A 19,294-nucleotide genomic window follows, 5' to 3' on the forward strand; every position below is an offset into this window, starting at 1 on the left:
GAACACAATGTGGATTATCCCAAGAGTGTGCCGGGCGTAGGCTTGGCAAGCGGCAAGTTTGTAGATGAAAACCCGGCGACCGGTATGCCCGGTTCGCTTATTCCTGCGCAGTGGGGTAACTCGATCACGCAGGAGATCTTGAATGCGATGGCAGCCGGTGGTGAGCAGCCTGATGAAACCAGAACAGACCAGCTCGCAACCGCAATTACGCAGATTGGTTCGCAGGTCAGGCAGGCTTATAAAGGTGCAGGATTTGGCTACACCGCTTCCGAAACTCTTCTACCCGGAGCGGCGGGGCATTGGCACAGAATCAATGCCGGTGGTATCACGCTGACGTTGCCCCCCAAGGCGAACGTAGTGGTGGGTAAGTCGATAACCTTTCATAACGCATCGCCAGCAGCGGCAACGATCAAGGCCAATGGTGCTGAGGTCATCTCTCTATTCGGTGCCGGCAGCAATACGTTGAAGCTCAATGCGGCGGAGTGGGTAGAGCTTGTTTTTAACCCTGATGCGATCTACATCACCAAGCGCGGCAAAATCACCGAAGTTGCGGGAATCGATTCTCCTGTCTTCATTGGGGATCCGAAGGCTCCTACCGCAGCGCTTGGTGATAACGATTTATCCATTGCAAACACTGCGTTTGTACAGGCTGCTCTTACTGCACTTGGCTTGGGCACAACCATCAGTTCGTTGGTGACGGACCTCAACCTTGTTGTTCAGGGCGGCTTGTATCGCACCAGCCCCACAACGCTTAATCAGCCGTTGCCAACAAACAGTTCAGTAGAAGTCATCCCCTACAACAACGGCGGTTGCCTGCAGGTTGTTACTCAATTGGGAACTGGTAGCCGCAAGTTCTGGCGCACGCAGGCAAGTAGTATCTGGACTGGCTGGCGTGAGGTAGTGTCGAACGATGATCCTGGCCTGGTACCCACCACGGTTGTTGGCAGCGCCCGCAATTTGATCATGAGTGTGGTCACCGCTTCCGCGTCCGCAACGATCACGGCGGATGAACTGGTTGTCGAGACCGGTTTGGGAGGGATGGGTTATCGGCTTGGCGCATTCAACAAGACGATCAACCTGACCACCGTAGGCAGCGGCGGTATGGATACGGGGACGCCGCCAGCGAACGGGTTCGTTGCCATCTATGCGATCTACAACCCTCTGACAGGGGCTTCTGCCTTACTGTGCACTGATGTCACCTCGACGACAGCTAGCGAGGTTTATACCGGAGCAAACATGCCCGGCGGTTTTACAGCCTCTGCATTAGTGAGTATCTGGAGGACCAGGAGTTCGCTGTTTCAGATCGGTTTTATGGACGGCCGGGAAGTTAGCGTTGTAAGCGAAAAAGTGGCTGCAACTACCGTTGCTATTACAACTACCAAGTCGATAAACCTTGCTTCTGTTGTTCCTGTTTCGGCGAAGGCGCTCACTGGTTGGTTATCCATAGCTGGCGTAAATACTGTAAATGCTGCGATAACTATTGCTTCATCCGTGTCGGGCATAGGTATTCAGCAGGTGGCTGGAAACAGTATGTCAGAGACAGTTCAAGACATTGAAACAGGCTCCTTCTCTGATTTGAAGTTGATAACGCCTCAAACTATTTATTGGTCTACAGGCGTGCAGTCAGGTTCTTATAGAGAAGGTGCTCTAAATATATCCGGCTACAAATTCTGAGGTGATCCATGATCCACGTACAACTTTCCAAAGACGGTAAAACCATTATCGCAGTGTTCGCCTGCATTCAGGATGGCGCCGAGTATCCCAATCAAGCGCTGGTCGAGGATACCGACGAGCGTTACCAGCAATTCAAGCGAAATAGTGAGTTCGTCACCGGCGTAAGTGCAGACGAACTGCCCAAGTCCTGACGCCCCGCTCTGAGGGGGCGTTGTTTTATTCGCCATTTAATCCCGCTTTTGAACAGGAGAGCCTTATCGACTCATGGGCTGGGCTCGTCCCGCAAGCCCAGAGAAGTATCAATTCCTGTCAACCAGCAACAACGACTGAACATGCTCCCTGACGCCGGCCCCACCGCCGGTGTTTTAGTTCCTGTCATCAAACGAAACAGGAGGTTCGCCGACGCCCGCAAGCGTCAATCATTCATAAACCCACACTCTCTCACTAGAAAATCAAAGGTATTCCTATGTACACAGTAATAAGCGCTCGTGATCCACGTTGGTCCGATATGACGCACACATACATTAATCTGTGGGTGTTGTTTGCAGAGTTTAAAGACACTTACGGCGAGGTGCCTTTTGGTGCGTCCCCCAACGACTCCGCTGCTCATGGAGTCGATCTGTTTAACCGTGCCCTCGCCGGTGAGTTCGGCCCGGTTCTCGAGCCGACCGAGGAGGCGGTCTTGCAGCAGGTGACGAGTCAGCGAAATAACTTGTCAAGTAACGCTACCTATCGAATCCACTCGTTGCTGGACGAACTGGATATTCTTCAGGACGCCATAGCAATGAATCTGGCGACCGAAGAGCAATTGAAATCCGTGCCAGCAATCAACGCTGAGCTGTACGCGTTCCGTCTTTATCGCGTGCGGCTTTCCCTGATTGATACATTGCCAGGTTATCCAAGGAAGTTCGACTGGCCAGTGGCGCCTGCGCAGCCTTTTGTGTATGTGCCACCTTCTGAGTAGTTGGCCATTTGGCAGGGCGAGCGCGAAAACGAATTGCACCCGACGCCAGCTCTGAAGCTGGCGTTACTGTTTATGCTTTCGATATCGCCGCGACCTGCTGACATGACTGCTGCTAACGACTCAGGTAACGACGCCTCGCAATGATGGGGCGTTTGTTAGCCCTAATGCGCGTCGCTTTTGAATCACGAGAGCTTCGTCGATTGGGGACATTGACGAGCGTCATAAGCAAGGCAGGAGTAACCATGCCTATCAACCAGCAACAACTACTGCAAATCCTCCCCAACGCCGGCCCTAAAGCCGGCGTTTTCGTTCCTGCTCTCAATACCGCCATGGCCCGTTACGCCATCGACACTCGGCTGCGTATCGCCGCGTTCATCGCTCAGATCGGGCATGAATCCGGGCAGCTTCGTTATGTGCGCGAGCTGGGTAGCGACAGCTATCTGGCCAAGTACGACACGGGCCAGTTGGCGCTGCGTTTGGGCAATACGCCAGAGGCAGATGGTGACGGTCAGTTGTATCGGGGCCGTGGGCTGATTCAGGTGACGGGGCGGACCAACTACGAGGCGTGCGGGGAGGCGCTCGGACTGGACTTGCTTGCCCAGCCGCAACTGCTCGAACAACCCGACCACGCCGCTATGTCGGCGGCATGGTTCTGGGACAGGGCCAACCTCAATGCGCTGGCAGACAAGGGTGATTTTCTGATGATCACCCGCCGCATCAACGGCGGTACCAACGGCCTGGCGGATCGGCAGGCGCTTTACCAGCGGGCATTGGAGGTGCTGCCGTGAAAGTGCTGGATATGCGATTCCTGATCCTCGCATTCGTGCTGGGGTCAGGGCTGGGTACATGGGCCGCCTGGAAATGGCAGGCGGCCCGCTATGGCCTGCAACTGTCCGCGCAACAGCTGACGTGGCAGCGCGAGCGCGAGCAGGCGGCGCTCGCGCTAGTCGACTGGCAGAACGCCGAGCAGGCACAACGACGGGCGCTGGAAGTCCGTTTGCACACCAACGATACAACCATCCACAAGGAGTTGAGCGATGCACAGACTGCTCAGGCTCGTTTGCGTGATCGCCTGGCTACCGCTGATTTGCGGTTGTCAGTCCTCCTCGCCAACAGCCCCGCCAACCGTGATGGCATGCCAGCCGGCACCGATACCGGCGGCGTGGTTCATGGAAGCTCGCGAGGCGAACTTGACCCAGCGGCTGCTGGACGAATTGTCGCCATCACCGACTACGGCGATCAGGGATTGATCGCTTTGAAGGCCTGCCAAGCCTACGTGCGCGAGATTGCGCACTGATGTTCCTCTCGGCTCCCCACCTCGGCCATCGTGCCCCTGCCTCAATCCCGCCTCCGCGAGGAGGCGCGGCCCTCTTTTCAGCCTTTAACCGCTTTTCAATCAGCGCAGCCCGGTACATTCATATTGCACCGGCCGATTCGGTACGCTAATGTCCTGAAACGTACCGATGAGACCCCTTCCGTGACGACAGTCAGCAAGCTTTTGATGCGCGTTATCAAGGCTCACGCCCGTTGGCGTTGGCGCGCCTGACTATTTCCTTGCCGGCCCTGCCGGTCCCGTACCTGTATGCCTTCGATTTTGTGATGTTTTTCTCCGTCCCCCGGCCTTATGGCTGACGAGGGGATGCATGAGTGAAGCAGAATCCGGAAGGCCTGAATCAAGTCAGTAAATCAAAAGGTTGATAGCAAAATGCTGCTGATGATCGATAACTACGATTCGTTTACCTACAACGTCGTGCAGTACTTTGGTGAGCTGGGGGCAGACGTCAAAGTCATTCGCAATGACGAACTGAGCATCGCCGAGATCGAAGCCCTGAACCCGGAGCACATTGTGGTCTCGCCTGGCCCGTGCACGCCCAATGAAGCCGGCGTCTCGCTGGATGTGATCAAGCACTTCGCGGGCAAGCTGCCGATTCTGGGCGTGTGCCTGGGGCATCAGTCCATCGGCCAGGCCTTTGGCGGCGACGTGGTTCGTGCGCGTCAGGTCATGCATGGCAAAACCAGCCCGGTCATTCACGAAGATGGCGGGGTGTTCGATGGTTTGAATCATCCGCTGGTGGTCACCCGCTACCACTCGCTGGTGGTCAAGCAGGATACGCTCCCCGACTGCCTGGAAGTGACGGCCTGGACCGCGCTGGAAGACGGTTCGGTCGATGAGATCATGGGCCTGCGCCACAAGACACTGAACGTCGAAGGGGTGCAGTTTCACCCCGAGTCGATCCTGACCGAGCAGGGCCACGAGCTGTTCGCCAATTTTCTCAAGCAGAGTGGCGGCCATCGTCAGGGCTAAGGATTTTTTATGAGTACCCCCATGAATATCAAAAGCGCGCTGAATCGCGTGGTCAACCAACTGGACCTGACCACTGAAGAGATGAGCGATGTCATGCGCGAAATCATGACCGGCCAATGCACTGAAGCGCAGATCGGTGCGTTTCTGATGGGCATGCGCATGAAGAGCGAAACCATCGATGAAATCGTTGGTGCGGTTTCGGTGATGCGCGAGCTGGCCGGCAAGGTCGAACTGAAAACGCTGGATGGCGTGGTCGACATCGTGGGGACGGGCGGCGACGGCGCGAACATCTTCAACGTGTCGACGGCTTCTGCCTTCGTCATCGCAGCCGCCGGTTGCACCGTGGCCAAGCACGGTAATCGTGCTGTCTCGGGCAAAAGCGGCAGTGCCGATCTGCTTGAGGCTGCCGGGGTTTATCTGAACCTCACGCCTGTTCAGGTGGCGCGTTGCATCGACAGCGTGGGTATCGGCTTCATGTTCGCCCAGTCTCATCACACGGCCATGAAGCACACGGCCGGGCCGCGCCGCGAGCTGGGCCTGCGCACACTGTTCAATATGCTTGGCCCGCTGACCAATCCGGCGGGTGTTCGTCACCAGATCGTCGGCGTGTTCAACCAGGCGCTGTGCCGCCCGCTGGCCGAGGTGCTGCTGCGTCTGGGCAGCAAGCATGTGCTGGTGGTCCATTCGCAGGACGGCCTGGACGAATTCAGTCTGGCCGCACCGACCTTCGTGGCCGAGCTGAAAAACGGCGAAGTCACTGAATACTGGGTACAGCCCGAAGACCTCGGCATCAAAAGCCAGAGCCTGTACGGCCTTGCCGTGGAAAGCCCGGCGGCGTCGCTGGAGCTGATTCGCGATGCGCTGGGACGTCGCAAGACCGAGAACGGTCAGAAAGCTGCGGAAATGATCGTGCTCAATGCCGGCGCCGCGCTTTATGCTGCAGACCACGCCACCAGCCTGAAAGAGGGCGTGGCCCTGGCACACGATGCGCTGCACACTGGCCTGGCGCGGGAAAAACTGGAAGAGCTGGGTGCCTTCACGGCGGTATTCAAGCAGGAGAACGAAGCATGAGTGTGCCAACCGTACTGGAAAAGATCCTCGCCCGAAAGGCCGAGGAAGTCGCGGCTCGTCGTGCGATTGTGAGCCTGGCCGAGCTTGAACAACAGGCAGCCCGGGCCGACGCGCCACGTGGCTTTGCCAAGGCATTGATCACTCAGGCCAAGGCAAAGCAGCCTGCCGTTATCGCCGAGATCAAGAAGGCCTCGCCAAGCAAGGGCGTCATCCGCGAACACTTCCTGCCGGGCGAGATCGCCAGAAGTTATCAGGCCGGTGGCGCGACCTGTCTGTCAGTGCTCACCGACGTGGATTTCTTTCAGGGCGCCGATGCCTATTTGCAGGAGGCCCGTGCAGCGTGCAACCTGCCGGTGATCCGCAAGGATTTCATGATCGACCCTTATCAGGTGGTCGAAGCACGTGCATTGGGCGCTGACTGCATTCTGCTGATCGTGTCGGCACTGGAAGACGCGCAAATGGCTGAACTGGCTGCCGTTGCCAAGAGCCTGAATCTGGATGTGCTGGTCGAGGTGCACGACGGCAACGAGCTGGACCGTGCACTCAAGACGCTCGATACACCGCTGGTGGGCATCAACAATCGCAACCTTCACACGTTTGAAGTGAGCCTGGAAACCACGCTGGACTTGCTGCCGCGTATTCCGCGTGATCGTCTCGTCATCACTGAAAGCGGCATTCTCAATCGTGCGGATGTCGAGCTGATGGAAATCAGCGATGTCTATTCGTTTCTGGTGGGGGAGGCCTTCATGCGTGCCGAACACCCTGGCGCCGAGCTGCAGCGGTTGTTCTTCCCTGAGCGCAAAATCGCGGTAAGCGCTTCGTCCATCGACTGAGCGCATTGAGCTGAACACCCTCCCGAGGTCCGGCATGCAAGACGCGATCATCGACATTTGTGTCGAACAAGGCCTGCAGGCCGAGCAGGATCTTCTGGCGTCGGTATGCTCCGGGGCGGCAGATCACGGGCTGCTGTTCTGGCGGCCCAATGATCGAGCGCTGGTCATGCCACGGCGGATGAGCCGGTTACCGGGTTTTGCCGAGGCCAGCGAGACCCTGTCGGACAATGCATGGCCCATCCTCTTGCGTGAAACCGGCGGCGAGCCAGTGCCACAGTCCTCTGCCACGCTGAACATCGCGCTGGTCTATGCGCAGCCGCACACTGATGTCGATCGCGACCGCATAGAAACCGCCTACCTGCGATTGTGTCAGCCGATTCTCGATCTGTTGAGCGAGCTTGGCGGCAAGGCTTCACTGGGTGAGGTGGCAGGCGCATTCTGCGATGGCCGTTTCAATGTCAATCTCGATGGTCGCAAGATGGTTGGAACGGCTCAGCGCTGGCGTCAGAGCCAGGGCGGAACGCGTCCTGTAGTGCTGGCGCATGGTGCGCTGTTGCTGGATAACGAGCGCGTCCAGATGGCCGCTGCGGTAAACCGCTTCAACGAGCTGTGCGAGCTTGAGCCGCGTGTTCAGGCCGAAAGCCACATCGCCTTGTACGAAGCGTTTCCGGGCGCTGATGTCCTGGAGCGTCTGGCGCAGGCTTACCGGAAACTGCTCGCCGGGCTCTGAATAGCAAGGGCTCAGCGTGTCCCGTAGACCACCATGGTCTTTCCTTTGACGTTGACCAAGCGCTGTTCTTCAAGGGCCTTGAGCACACGTCCGACCATTTCCCTCGAACAGCCGACAATGCGTCCGATTTCCTGTCGGGTAATCTTGATTTGCATGCCGTCCGGGTGAGTCATTGCATCCGGCTGCTTGCACAGCTCGAGCAACGTGCGAGCCACTCGTCCGGTGACATCGAGAAACGCCAGATCACCCACCTTGCGCGTTGTGTTGCGTAGGCGCTCGGCCATCTGGCTGCCGAGCGCATACAGAATTTCCGGCTCTTGCCTGGTCAGCTCGCGGAACGTGTCATATGAAATCTCGGCCACTTCGCACTCTGTCTTGGCCCGCACCCAGGCGCTGCGTACGGATTCCTTGCCCGGTTGCTCGAACAGGCCCAGTTCGCCGAAGAAATCCCCGCTGTTGAGGTAGGCGACGATCATCTCCCGGCGCTCGTCATCCTCGATCAGAACCGTGACTGAACCCTTGAGGATCAGAAACAACGACTCGGAGCGCTCACCGGCATTGATGATGTTGGTTTTCGCGGGGCAGCGGCGGCGTTCTGCATGGGGCAGCAGCTTGTCCAGACTGTTTGCTTTGGGCGTAAAAGTTATTGCGACCATGCGAGACTTCCGAAATAAGGTGTATGGCCAAATGGCATACCTATAGGTATCGGCTGCGCCTTTATTCTCGCCAGCTTTTCCAGACGTGTAGGAAGCTATTTGCGAACATTCCTACGCGTTTCCTACAAAAAGCATTTCTTCCGGGCAGCTTTTGGCCCTGTGCTAAGCTGGCGACCCCTTTTTTTACAGTGGAGTCTTGGCGATGAAGGCACGCATCCAATGGGCTGGCGAAGCCATGTTCCTCGGCGAGTCCGGCAGCGGTCATGTGGTGGTAATGGATGGTCCGCCGGAAAGCGGCGGTCGCAACCTGGGTGTACGCCCGATGGAAATGGTCTTGATCGGTCTGGGTGGCTGCAGCAACTTCGATGTTGTGAGCATTTTGAAGAAGTCGCGCCAACCCGTGGAAAGCTGCGAGGCGTTTCTGGATGCCGAGCGTGCGGATGAAGACCCGAAAGTGTTCACCAAAATCCACCTGCACTTTGTCGTCAAAGGGCGCGGGTTGAAAGAAGCGCAGGTCAAGCGCGCGATCGAACTGTCCGCAGAGAAGTATTGCTCTGCCTCGATCATGCTCGGCAACGCGGGTGTGAAGATCACTCACGATTATGAAATTGTCGAACTGGGCTGAACGCCAGACATCCAACGATCATAAAAACGGCGCACACTCTGGCAGACGGCTTCGGACGTCTGCATAATGCGCCACTTTTTACGGGCGCAGCATGTATTGGTTTTCTGCTGCCGGTCCGAACAGACAACCAAAATCGCCAACGCGAAGAGGTGTTAACCGTCCTACGCAGATGAGCCGGGCTCACCTGACGGGCATGCTTGATCACGCGGCTGGCGCCGCACCCATATAGAGAGTTTTTAACGGTGAAAAGCAAACTCAAGCTCCACGGGTTCAATAACCTGACAAAGACCTTGAGCTTCAACATTTATGACATCTGCTATGCGGAAACCCCGCAGGACCAGCAGGCGTATGTCGAGTACATCAACAGTGTGTACGACGCAGAACGCCTGACGCGGATTCTGACTGATGTTGTCGATATCATTGGTGCCAACATCCTGAACATTGCGCGTCAGGATTACGATCCACAAGGTGCCAGTGTGACCATTCTGATCTCTGAGCAGCCGGTGACGCCTACCGAAAGCCAGATCGAAGAGTCGCCAGGTCCACTGCCGGAAACCATCCTGGCGCACCTGGACAAGAGCCATATCACGGTCCACACCTACCCGGAAATTCACCCGGTTGACGGTATTGCCACGTTCCGCGTGGATATCGATGTGTCGACCTGTGGCGTTATTTCACCGCTCAAGGCGTTGAACTACCTGATCCATAAATTCGAGTCGGATATCGTGACGGTCGACTATCGCGTGCGCGGCTTTACCCGTGACGTGGAAGGCAAGAAGCACTTCATCGACCACGAGATCAACTCGATCCAGAACTACCTCTCCGAAGACACGCGCAACGGTTACCAGATGACCGACGTGAACGTGTATCAGGAAAACCTGTTCCACACCAAGATGCTGCTCAAGCAGTTCGAACTGGACAACTACCTGTTTGGCGATGCCACCAGCAACTTGTCTCCCGAGCAGCGCGAGCAAGTGACCGCCAAGGTCAAACACGAAATGCTGGAAATCTTCTACGGCCGCAACGTCGCCGTATAAGCCCGGATTCCGGACATTAAAAAGGCGCCTGATTCAGGCGCCTTTTTTATGGGCGTTGTATACGCCTCGTCAGATGCGATAAGTCGACTTGGTCATGACCTTGGCCAGCACACTCATGCCGAACTTGACCGGTGCCGGGAAACGAAAACCGCCTGCCTCCAGTGCGGATTCAGCGTGGTGTTCTTCATCACTGAGCATCTGTTGCAGGATAGCCCGGGACTTTCCGTCCTCGGTCGGCAGTTGCTCCAGATGTTCAGCCAGGTGCTTGCAGACCTGATCTTCAGTCGCCGCGACAAAACCCAGGCTGACCCGGTCGCTGATAACACCGGCTATTGCGCCCATCCCGAAGGACAGGCTGTAGAACAGCGGGTTCAGCACACTGGTATGGCTGCCAAGCTGATGGATGCGCTGTTCGCACCAGACCAGATGATCGATTTCTTCTTCAGCCGCATGCTCCATCGCCTTGCGCACCTTGGGCAGCTTTGCCGTCAGCGCCTGGCCCTGATAAAGCGCCTGGGCGCAGACTTCGCCGGTATGGTTGATGCGCATCAGACCCGCGACGTGGCGCGTGTCGACTTCGCTCATCTTGTGTTCGGGCTGAACGACGGCTGGGGAAGGGCGCTGCGAGTGCGCGCTGGACGGCAGCAAGGTGCGCATCGCGCTGTCGGCTTGCAGTAACAGACGGTCGAGGGGGGAGTATTGACGTTCGGTAGCCATGGGCACCTCCGGAAGATCATGCGGGCAGTTTACCCCAATCGGCCGGAGCGGGCAGGGCTTGTGTGGTCCGACCAGCGCTGATCCCACGCGCTGGTCGGCCGGAAAGCCCGAAAACGCTGGCTCAGCCCGGTGGCCAGTTCATCTGACGCTGACCGAGTACGTGCATGTGAATGTGGTAGACGGTCTGCCCGCCCAGCTCATTGCAGTTCATCACCACGCGGAAGCCTTCTTCGCAGCCCAGTTCGAGGGCCAGACGCTGCGCCGTGAACAGAATATGCCCGGCCAGGCCTTTGTCTTCCTCGGTCAGATCGTTCAGGGTGCGGATAGGCTTTTTCGGGATAACCAGAAAATGCACGGGTGCCTGTGGGGCGATGTCGTGAAAGGCCAGTACCTGATCATCCTCATAGATGATCTTCGCCGGGATTTCCCGATTGATGATCTTGGTAAACAAAGTGTCCACAGCCGTTTGCTCCTTGTCGGTTGATGGTCGTCACAGGGTATCGCTGTGCTTCAGCGCGTCCGAGTGTACTGAGCGGGACGCGGCTCGCCCAGCCGTTTGTCGCTCAGCGCGGGCAGTATTTCTTGTTGATATAGCCGCTGATCTGGCGAGCCAGCCAGCGTGAAACCAGGCGCGGGCCGAGCGTCCACAACCGGTTACCGAAGCCGGGCGTGATCACCGCACGGTTTTTTGCCAGCGCGCGAACGGTATACAGCGCCACTTCTTCCGGGCTCATCAGGTTATCCACATTGACCTGCAACTGTGCGGTGCGAAAAAAAGCCGTCCTGGTCGGACCGGGGCACAGCACCGAGACCTTCACCCCGGCCTTCTTCACTTCCTCGCGCAGCCCTTCGGAAAAATGCAGCACATACGCCTTGCTCGCGTAGTAAGTGCTCATCCATGGCCCAGGCTGAAACGCCGCCACCGAGGCGATGTTGAGTATCTGGCCGCCGCCCTGAATGGCCATCAGGTTGCCGACCGTGTGGCACAGGCGCGTCAGGGCCAGGATGTTCAGATCGATCAGGTCCTGCTCGGCGCTCCAGTCCTGAGCCAGAAAAGGTCCGCATGTGCCAATGCCCGCAGCGTTGACCAGCAGATCGATCTGGTGGGCACCGTCTTCCAGCTCCAGCAGAAAGCCCGAGAGCCTCAGTGGCTCGCCCAGATCGCATGCCCGAAACAGCACTTCCACGCCAAAACGCTGAGTCAACTCCAGTGCAATTGTTTCCAGCAGGTCGCGCTGGCGGGCGACCAGGATCAGGTTGCGACCGCGACGTGCCAGCGCTTCGGCCATCGCCAGGCCTATGCCGCTGGACGCGCCGGTGATCAGGGCGTAACGGGTCATGCAGTTCTCCATTGAGCGTGTTGCGACCGGCAGTCTGCCGAACCGTGGGGCAGTCTATTACTTGTCGCTTTGTTCTTCGGGCTCTATGTTGACATCCGCTGGCGCGGTCAAGGCACTGTCACGGCTTTCTTCGTCGTCATAGGGGAGGGATTGCTCGTATTCATCGGTCTGCAATTCCAGCTCATCGCGCAGCATGCCTGCGCCGCCAGCGGTGAGCACCATCACGACTATGGGGATGAGTAACACCCACAGAATCGCCAGTGTCTTCACACCTCTGGAGTTCGGTGGCGGCGGTGGGCCGAAAGCGTTGGGACCTTTTGTTCCGGGCAGCAGGATCATCAGGAACGGGAAGACGCTGCCTACGAACGGCACCATGGTCAGCAGCAGAAGCCAGCCTGACCAACCCAGATCGTGCAGCCGCTGAACGCCGATCTGTGCGCCGATGACCGCGAACACGACGAGCACCACCGCCATCAGCAGGCCACCGGCGACCAGCGAACCGTTCATGACCAGCAGGCAAACACCTACCAGCACCAGCGTCGCGGCGCTCAAGACCATGCTCCACGCCAGATAGCGCAAGCGCCCGATACGCCCGTTGATACTCAGCACCTTCAGCGTCGAATGGCCGGGCTGATCAGCGCCAACCTGTGCCTTGGGCGGTGCGTAGGGTGATATGTCCAGATGCGCGGGTTTGGGGGAGGGCTGGCTGACCACTTCATCCAGACTCAGGCTGATTTCAATGTCGGGTTCGATACGCGCTTCGACGCCTGCATCGTTCAGCGCCTTCAGGTAGCGTTCCGCGTCCTCGTAAGCAAGCCCGCGCTTGAGCGCAACGGGTTGACCACTGAACAGTTTCTGCACTGCAGACGGTTCGCTTTTGAACAGCCCCGCCAGGTTGGCCTTTGCGGTGTCGAGCTCGACGCCTTCACGCACCTGCCCTTCAAATACGATCTTGAAGTGTGAATCGGCCATACGGGGCTTCCTTGTCTTTAAATGGAAAACAATGCCGGGCGCCTGTCTGAGATAGGGCGCCCTGTCGCGTTACTGATGAGGCCGGGTGACTCCTGGAATCAGAAGGGTTTGACGATAACCAGAATGACGATGGCGATCAGAATCAGTACCGGGATTTCATTGAACCAGCGATAAAACACATGGCTGCGGCCATTTTCACCACGGGCAAAGCGTTTCATCTGTGCGCCGCAGACGTGGTGATAGCCGATCAGCAGGACAACCAGTGCGAGCTTGGCGTGCATCCAGCCCTGACTGAAATAACCGCTGGGGTCGAAGCTGATCAGCCAGCCGCCGAAGACCAGGGTTGCGATCATTGCCGGGGTCATGATGCCACGGTACAGCTTGCGCTCCATGACGATGAAACGCTCGCGGCTCACTGTGTCCTCACTCATCGAGTGATAGACGAATAGTCTTGGCAGATAGAACAGGGCTGCAAACCAGCAGACCATTGAAATGACATGAAGCGCCTTTATCCATAGATAGAGCATTTTTGATTATTCCCAGGTTCACGGTGGCCGAATAGTAGTGTCTTGTGCGCCCATACGTCACGTTGTCGGTTGTCGCAGAGGCGATAGGCTCCTATTATCGACCGCTTTCCAGTTGTTTCGTTGAGGGCAGGTTATGGTCAAGGTCGGTATCGTCGGCGGCACGGGTTACACCGGGGTCGAGCTGCTGCGTCTGTTGGCACAGCATCCGCAGGCAGAAGTAGTGGTCATTACCTCGCGCTCGGAGGCCGGCATGCCAGTCGCCGAGATGTATCCGAACCTGCGCGGGCACTATGACGGCCTTGCGTTCAGCGTGCCTGACGTGAAAACCCTGGGTGCCTGTGACGTTGTGTTCTTCGCCACGCCCCACGGTGTCGCTCATGCCCTGGCCGGTGAACTGCTCGCGGCAGGCACCAAGGTGATCGACCTGTCTGCCGACTTCCGTCTGCAGGACCCGGTCGAGTGGGCCAAGTGGTACGGCCAGCCTCATGGTGCTCCGCAACTGTTGGAAGACGCGGTGTACGGGCTGCCGGAAGTCAATCGCGAACAGATCAGGAACGCGCGACTCATCGCCGTACCGGGTTGCTATCCGACCGCTACCCAGTTGGGTTTCCTGCCGCTGCTTGAAGCCGGTATTGCCGATAACACTCGTCTGATTGCCGACTGCAAATCCGGCGTGAGCGGTGCGGGCCGTGGTCTGAACATCGGTTCGCTGTACTCGGAAGCCAATGAAAGCTTCAAGGCCTACGCCGTGAAGGGCCACCGTCACCTGCCTGAAATTACCCAGGGGCTGCGTCGCGCTGCGGGTGGGGATATCGGCCTGACGTTCGTGCCACATCTGGTGCCGATGATTCGCGGCATTCACTCAACGCTCTATGCAACGGTCACTGATCGCTCGGTGGACCTGCAGGCACTGTTCGAGAAGCGCTACGCCGATGAGCCATTCGTGGATGTGATGCCAGCAGGCAGTCATCCCGAAACCCGCAGTGTGCGTGGCGCCAACGTGTGCCGCATCGCGGTGCATCGTCCGCAGGGCGGCGATCTGGTCGTCGTGCTTTCGGTGATCGATAACCTGGTCAAAGGTGCGTCCGGTCAGGCAGTGCAGAACATGAACATCCTGTTCGGCCTTGATGAGCGCGCCGGGTTGTCTCATGCGGGCATGATGCCGTAAGGACTGCCGCCGTCCAGCAAATAGTTGACCGATTTTCTAGGAGAAGCGGATAATGCCGTCATTACGCATTACGACGGCTAACGCCGGGAGATATCTGACATGAGTGTCGAATCCTTCACGCCTACCGCTTTGGAGTTCACTCCAAATGCAGCGCACAAGGTGAAAACCCTGGTCGACGAAGAGGGCAATGATCGTCTCAAACTGCGTGTATTCGTTACAGGTGGCGGTTGCTCAGGTTTTCAGTACGGTTTTACTTTCGATGAAGATGTGGCAGACGATGACACCATCGTCGAGCGCGAGGGCGTAAGCCTGGTTGTCGATCCAATGAGCTTTCAGTACCTGGCCGGCGCAGAAGTCGATTATCAGGAAGGGCTTGAAGGGTCGCGCTTCGTGATCAAGAACCCGAATGCCTCCACGACCTGTGGTTGTGGCTCTTCGTTTTCGATCTGATTGAAGCTTGCTGTAAACAAAAACGCCGCTCATTGAGCGGCGTTTTGCATTGTGGCATCGCGTCAGGCGGGGTAGATGGCGCCCAGAACGCGTCTGCCTTTGGCGCCGGTCACCGTCGGACGGTTGGCCGGAACGCCTTCGAGGCAACAATGAGCCAGCCAGGCAAACGCCATCGCCTCAACCCAGTCAGGGTCTACGCCGAACTTCTCGGTACTGCTGACCTCGGTGCCGGGCAGCAGTTCTGCGAGGCGTTTCATCAGCGCCTTGTTATGCGCACCGCCCCCACAGACCAGAAGCTCCCGGGTAATCGCTTGCGCCGATTGCAGGGATTCGGTGATCGTCAACGCCGTCAGTTCCAGCAGAGTGGCCTGCACATCCTCGGGCGCCAGGGTTGGCAACTGGAACAGATGGTGGTGAACCCAGCCCAGGTTGAATACTTCCCGGCCTGTACTCTTGGGGCCCTTGGTCAGGAAAAACTGATCGCTGAGCAGTTTCTTGAGCAGCGGAGAATCAACCTTGCCGCTCGCCGACCACGCGCCATCCTTGTCGTAGCTCTCGTGGCGCTGTGATTGTATCCACGCATCGAGCAGGACGTTACCGGGTCCGCAGTCGAAGCCTTCGACCGGGCGATCGGACTCGATCAGGCTCAGGTTACTGAACCCGCCGATGTTCAATACGGCGCGATGATCCTTGTTGTCGTCGAACAGCGCTTCGTGGAAAGCCGGTACCAGAGGGGCGCCCTGGCCGCCTGCTGCGATATCGCGGCGGCGGAAGTCGCTGACCACGGTAATTTCAGTCAGCTCTGCCAGCAGCGCAGGGTTGCCGATCTGAATGCTGTAGCCGCGCGCGGGCTCATGGCGAATAGTCTGGCCGTGGCTGCCGATGGCGCGAATCTGAGCGGGCACCATGTTTTGATCTTTTAGCAAGGTATGCACGCCCTGTGCGACCAGCCTGCACCACTTTTGCTCTGCAATTGCAGCACGCGCAAGCTCATCAGCGCCGCTGGAGCAAAGCCCCAGCAGCTCGGCATGCAGGTCTTCCGGCATGGGGATGTAGTGAGTGGCCAGAAGCCTTGATCGGTCATCCTGCTTCAAAAGGGCGATATCAATCCCATCGAGACTGCTGCCGGACATCACACCTATATAGAAGAAGTCCATGGATTACCTTTTATTCGAGGCCAGCGTGGTGGCTTTTTCCTGGTCCATGCGTGCCATCAACGGCTGGCTTTGCTGCATGAACCGCTGTTTTTCGGATTTGGCGATCGGGTCCGCCATTGGGAGCTTCTGGCCCAGTGGATCTACGTGAACGCCATTGACCTGAAACTCATAGTGCAAGTGTGGGCCTGTGGACAGGCCGGTAGTTCCAATATAGCCGATAACCTGACCTTGCTTGACAGTGCCGCCGGTCTGTATGCCTTTGGCGAAGCCCTGCATGTGGCCGTACAGCGTGCGGTAGGTGTCACCGTGCTGAATGATAACGGTATTGCCGTATCCGCCACGGCGGCCGGCGAGCAGCACCTTGCCATCGCCGGTTGCCTTGATCGGCGTACCGCGTGGCGCTGCGTAATCGACGCCTTTATGGGCGCGGATCTTGTTGAGGATCGGGTGCTTGCGGCCCATCGAGAACATCGAACTGATGCGGGCGAAGTCTACCGGGGTACGGATGAAGGCCTTGCGCATGCTGTTGCCATCAGCCGTGTAGTAATTGGTATTACCTTGCTTATTAGTGTAACGAACGGCGGTGTAGGTCTTGCCCCGGTTAGTGAAGCGGGCGGACAGGATATTCCCCGTACCTACGCTCTTGCCGTTGACCACTTTCTGTTCGTATACCACATCGAATTCATCGCCCTTGCGGATGTCCTGCGCGAAGTCGATGTCGTAGCCGAAGATGTTGGCCATGTCCATCGTCATGCTATGAGTCAGGCCGGCACGTTGCGCGGACTGCGACAGGGAGCTGTTGATCACCCCGTGGACGTAGACGTTACGCACGTTGGGCTTGCTGATTTCGCGATTGAACGCGTAGCCCGTTGCCGTCTTCGACAGGCTGATGGACTCGACTTCGCTGAGCTTTGTGTGCAATTGCTTGAGCTGGCCATCCGGCGTCAGCTCGAACTGCAGCGTCTGTCCGTTCTGCAGCTTGCTGAACTGCTTGGCCTGCTTGTCGCTGGCCAGTACTTCGTGAACAGTGGCGGCGGGCAATCCGACCTTTTCAAACAGGGTCGACAGCGTGTCGCCTTTGCTGACGGTGACTTCCTTGTGCGCAGAATCCTTCGCAGCGGCTGGCGCGGGTTTCTCTGCCTGAGGCTGTGCGTTGGCGGTGTCTTGAGCCTGATCGTCGGCAGTGTCGATCTGGGCAAATGGCGATTCGGTAGTTTCAGGTGTGGCTTGAGTGGCTTGTTGAGCGTCTTGATCTTGTACGTCCTGATCCGGTGCTTCCAGATCGAGGGGAATGTTCGTTCGTTTGGCTTCGACTTCGCTGGATGGAAAAACCAGGAGAGCCAGGCTCAACAATGCGGCGATGCCGCTTGCAGCGAGCAGGTGACTCTTCGGATAAAGCGGGGGCGCTTTAGGCGGTGTGTCTTTCATAGGTAATTTGACTTTGAAAAAGGTGAAATGGAAAAGATGAATGACATGATGAAGATGAAATAACTGTATAAAATATAACCAAAACCTGCTCGAAGCAACCCTTCCCGCGTATCAGTGACTGATTCGCAGGCAAACGCTGGGCAAAACTTGTAATTGGGCTCTGATCTTGTAAGGTTGGTTCCCTTTGAATTGGGGACTGAAATGAAGTCGGTTGAAGAGCAGCTGGCGCTGATAAAGCGCGGTGCAGATGAACTCCTGGTCGAGGCCGAGCTGGTCGAGAAGCTGAAGCGTGGCCAGCCACTGCGTATCAAGGCTGGTTTTGATCCGACGGCACCCGATCTGCACCTTGGACATACTGTGCTTATTAACAAGCTGCGGCAGTTCCAGGATCTGGGGCATCAGATCATCTTCCTGATCGGTGATTTCACCGGCATGATCGGCGACCCGAGCGGTAAAAGCGCTACGCGTCCGCCGCTCACCCGGGAGCAGGTTCTCGACTATGCCGAAACCTACAAGTCTCAGGTCTTCAAGATTCTCGATCCGGCCAAAACCGAAGTCGCGTTCAACTCGACCTGGATGGACCAGCTGAGTCCGGCTGACTTCATTCGCTTGTCTTCGCAGTACACGGTCGCACGGATGCTTGAGCGCGACGATTTCGACAAGCGCTATAAAAGCAATCAGTCCATCGCCATTCACGAATTCCTATACCCGCTGGTGCAGGGCTATGACTCCGTGGCCTTGAAGGCCGACGTAGAGTTGGGTGGCACCGATCAGAAATTCAATCTGCTGATGGGGCGCGAGCTTCAGCGCGCTTATGGGCAGGAGCCGCAATGCATCCTGACCATGCCGCTGTTGGAAGGCTTGGATGGCGTGAAGAAGATGTCCAAGTCGCTGGGCAACTACGTCGGCATTCAAGAAGCACCGGGCATTATGTACAGCAAGCTCGTGTCGATTCCTGATTCCCTGATGTGGCGCTACTTTGAGCTGCTGAGCTTCCGCTCGATGGAAGAGATCAATAGCTTGAAGGCTGATTGCGAAGCGGGTGCAAACCCTCGCGATATCAAGATCAAGCTGGCCGAAGAGCTGGTCGCTCGTTTTCATGGCGAGGAAGCTGCGGCCAATGCGCATCGTTCTGCGGGCAACCGTATGAAGGAAGGCGAGCTGCCGGATGATCTGCCTGAGATATCGGTGGCTGCTGCCGAGGACATGCCGATCTCTGCGGTCCTTAATAAAGCAGGCCTGGTAAAGAACGCAGCAGTCGCTCGTGATCTGCTGGCTTCTGGTGGTGTACGTATAGATGGTGAGGTCGTGGATCGCGGCTTTGTATTCAAGCTGGGGGCTACCCATGTTTGTCAGGCCGGCAAGAAGGCTTTCGGACGCGTTACGCTGGTTTCCGAAGAAAGTTCAAAATAACGGTTGACGCCCTCTGTGATGTGTCTATAATTCGCCCCACTTCCGGCGCAGACGGAAACGAAAAAGCCTTGTAGATCAATAGTTTGCAAGGTTTTAGAGTGAAGAGTCAGCGAGGAAGGAGGTCGGGTCTGGATTGATCGACAGCGGTGAGAAAAAAGAGTTTGACACGCGGTTGTAACGCTGTAGAATTCGCCTCCCGCTGATGAGCAACTCCAGAGTTGATCGCA

Annotated in this window: 21 protein-coding genes and 1 pseudogene; 14 read left to right on the forward strand and 8 right to left on the reverse strand. The window is 57.4% G+C overall.

Annotation, left to right across the window (positions count from 1 at the left end; genetic code table 11):
• Positions 1-9: 9 nt before the first annotated feature.
• From BLR16_RS21975 to BLR16_RS22020, 9 genes and pseudogenes are all read left to right on the forward strand, one after another.
• Positions 10-564, forward strand: a pseudogene (locus BLR16_RS21975) (phage tail protein); the annotation flags it as partial.
• A 1,118-nt stretch (positions 565-1,682) separates the two neighbouring features.
• Positions 1,683-1,865 carry a hypothetical protein gene (locus BLR16_RS21985; RefSeq protein WP_054078017.1) on the forward strand — a complete coding sequence of 61 codons (183 nt, stop codon included), beginning with the start codon at positions 1,683-1,685 and terminating at the stop codon, positions 1,863-1,865.
• A gap of 275 nt (positions 1,866-2,140) precedes the next feature.
• Positions 2,141-2,638 carry a tail fiber assembly protein gene (locus tag BLR16_RS21990; RefSeq protein WP_074807403.1) on the forward strand — a complete coding sequence of 166 codons (498 nt, stop codon included), beginning with the start codon at positions 2,141-2,143 and terminating at the stop codon, positions 2,636-2,638.
• Positions 2,639-2,880: 242 nt separating this feature from the next.
• Positions 2,881-3,426, forward strand: a complete 546-nt coding sequence (locus tag BLR16_RS21995) for a glycoside hydrolase family 19 protein (RefSeq protein ID WP_003433193.1) — start codon at positions 2,881-2,883, stop codon at positions 3,424-3,426.
• A complete protein-coding gene (locus BLR16_RS22000) occupies positions 3,423-3,935 on the forward strand; it encodes a lysis system spanin subunit (protein ID WP_003372700.1) in 513 nt (170 codons plus the stop codon). The genes BLR16_RS21995 and BLR16_RS22000 overlap by 4 nt, the downstream gene beginning before the upstream one ends.
• Positions 3,936-4,343: 408 nt before the next feature.
• Positions 4,344-4,943, forward strand: a complete 600-nt coding sequence (locus tag BLR16_RS22005; RefSeq protein WP_003433192.1) for an aminodeoxychorismate/anthranilate synthase component II — start codon at positions 4,344-4,346, stop codon at positions 4,941-4,943.
• Between the two features lie 21 nt (positions 4,944-4,964).
• The gene (gene trpD, locus BLR16_RS22010; RefSeq protein WP_003372695.1) at positions 4,965-6,014 is read left to right on the forward strand and encodes an anthranilate phosphoribosyltransferase; all 1,050 of its coding nucleotides are present in this window, start codon (positions 4,965-4,967) and stop codon (positions 6,012-6,014) included.
• The gene (trpC, locus tag BLR16_RS22015) at positions 6,011-6,847 is read left to right on the forward strand and encodes an indole-3-glycerol phosphate synthase TrpC (RefSeq protein ID WP_003372693.1); all 837 of its coding nucleotides are present in this window, start codon (positions 6,011-6,013) and stop codon (positions 6,845-6,847) included. The genes trpD and trpC overlap by 4 nt, the downstream gene beginning before the upstream one ends.
• A gap of 34 nt (positions 6,848-6,881) precedes the next feature.
• A complete protein-coding gene (locus tag BLR16_RS22020) occupies positions 6,882-7,577 on the forward strand; it encodes a lipoate--protein ligase family protein (RefSeq protein ID WP_003372692.1) in 696 nt (231 codons plus the stop codon).
• Positions 7,578-7,588: 11 nt separating this feature from the next.
• Here BLR16_RS22020 and crp read toward each other — a convergent pair whose 3' ends face one another.
• Complete coding sequence (crp, locus tag BLR16_RS22025; protein ID WP_003433187.1) at positions 7,589-8,233, reverse strand: cAMP-activated global transcriptional regulator CRP; 645 nt, start codon at positions 8,231-8,233, stop codon at positions 7,589-7,591.
• A gap of 202 nt (positions 8,234-8,435) precedes the next feature.
• On the opposite strand from crp, the gene BLR16_RS22030 reads away from it, so the two are divergent.
• Together BLR16_RS22030 and speD are read left to right on the forward strand one after the other, a co-directional pair.
• Positions 8,436-8,858 carry an OsmC family protein gene (locus BLR16_RS22030; RefSeq protein ID WP_003372688.1) on the forward strand — a complete coding sequence of 141 codons (423 nt, stop codon included), beginning with the start codon at positions 8,436-8,438 and terminating at the stop codon, positions 8,856-8,858.
• Positions 8,859-9,100: 242 nt separating this feature from the next.
• Complete coding sequence (gene speD / locus BLR16_RS22035) at positions 9,101-9,895, forward strand: adenosylmethionine decarboxylase (RefSeq protein ID WP_003316303.1); 795 nt, start codon at positions 9,101-9,103, stop codon at positions 9,893-9,895.
• A gap of 69 nt (positions 9,896-9,964) precedes the next feature.
• Here the strand turns inward: speD and coq7 are convergent, their stop codons facing one another.
• The 5 genes from coq7 to hemJ form a co-directional block, all read right to left on the reverse strand.
• Complete coding sequence (gene coq7 / locus BLR16_RS22040; protein ID WP_003433185.1) at positions 9,965-10,612, reverse strand: 2-polyprenyl-3-methyl-6-methoxy-1,4-benzoquinone monooxygenase; 648 nt, start codon at positions 10,610-10,612, stop codon at positions 9,965-9,967.
• Between the two features lie 121 nt (positions 10,613-10,733).
• The gene (locus BLR16_RS22045) at positions 10,734-11,072 is read right to left on the reverse strand and encodes a histidine triad nucleotide-binding protein (RefSeq protein ID WP_003316306.1); all 339 of its coding nucleotides are present in this window, start codon (positions 11,070-11,072) and stop codon (positions 10,734-10,736) included.
• A gap of 103 nt (positions 11,073-11,175) precedes the next feature.
• Positions 11,176-11,952, reverse strand: a complete 777-nt coding sequence (locus tag BLR16_RS22050; protein WP_003372679.1) for an SDR family NAD(P)-dependent oxidoreductase — start codon at positions 11,950-11,952, stop codon at positions 11,176-11,178.
• Positions 11,953-12,009: 57 nt separating this feature from the next.
• Positions 12,010-12,924, reverse strand: a complete 915-nt coding sequence (locus tag BLR16_RS22055) for a DUF805 domain-containing protein (protein WP_058416467.1) — start codon at positions 12,922-12,924, stop codon at positions 12,010-12,012.
• A 98-nt stretch (positions 12,925-13,022) separates the two neighbouring features.
• The gene (gene hemJ, locus BLR16_RS22060; RefSeq protein ID WP_003316309.1) at positions 13,023-13,451 is read right to left on the reverse strand and encodes a protoporphyrinogen oxidase HemJ; all 429 of its coding nucleotides are present in this window, start codon (positions 13,449-13,451) and stop codon (positions 13,023-13,025) included.
• A gap of 133 nt (positions 13,452-13,584) precedes the next feature.
• Here hemJ and argC point away from each other — a divergent pair, with 133 nt between their 5' ends.
• Entirely contained in the window at positions 13,585-14,619 is a 1,035-nt protein-coding gene (gene argC, locus BLR16_RS22065) for an N-acetyl-gamma-glutamyl-phosphate reductase (RefSeq protein ID WP_003433179.1), read from the forward strand.
• 99 nt (positions 14,620-14,718) lie between these two features.
• Complete coding sequence (erpA, locus tag BLR16_RS22070) at positions 14,719-15,069, forward strand: iron-sulfur cluster insertion protein ErpA (RefSeq protein WP_002551953.1); 351 nt, start codon at positions 14,719-14,721, stop codon at positions 15,067-15,069.
• A gap of 62 nt (positions 15,070-15,131) precedes the next feature.
• On the opposite strand, the gene BLR16_RS22075 is transcribed toward erpA, so the two are convergent.
• Together BLR16_RS22075 and BLR16_RS22080 are read right to left on the reverse strand one after the other, a co-directional pair.
• Positions 15,132-16,226 (reverse strand): anhydro-N-acetylmuramic acid kinase, encoded by a 1,095-nt coding sequence (locus BLR16_RS22075; RefSeq protein ID WP_074807409.1) that lies wholly within the window; start codon positions 16,224-16,226, stop codon positions 15,132-15,134.
• Positions 16,227-16,229: 3 nt separating this feature from the next.
• Positions 16,230-17,654 (reverse strand): peptidoglycan DD-metalloendopeptidase family protein, encoded by a 1,425-nt coding sequence (locus BLR16_RS22080; protein WP_003433174.1) that lies wholly within the window; start codon positions 17,652-17,654, stop codon positions 16,230-16,232.
• Positions 17,655-17,855: 201 nt separating this feature from the next.
• Between BLR16_RS22080 and tyrS the strand changes: the two genes are divergently transcribed.
• The gene (gene tyrS, locus BLR16_RS22085) at positions 17,856-19,067 is read left to right on the forward strand and encodes a tyrosine--tRNA ligase (RefSeq protein ID WP_074807412.1); all 1,212 of its coding nucleotides are present in this window, start codon (positions 17,856-17,858) and stop codon (positions 19,065-19,067) included.
• The last annotated feature ends 227 nt before the right edge of the window (positions 19,068-19,294 follow it).

The organism is Pseudomonas sp. BS3767, assembly GCF_900099665.1.
GTDB lineage: Bacteria > Pseudomonadota > Gammaproteobacteria > Pseudomonadales > Pseudomonadaceae > Aquipseudomonas > Aquipseudomonas cerasi.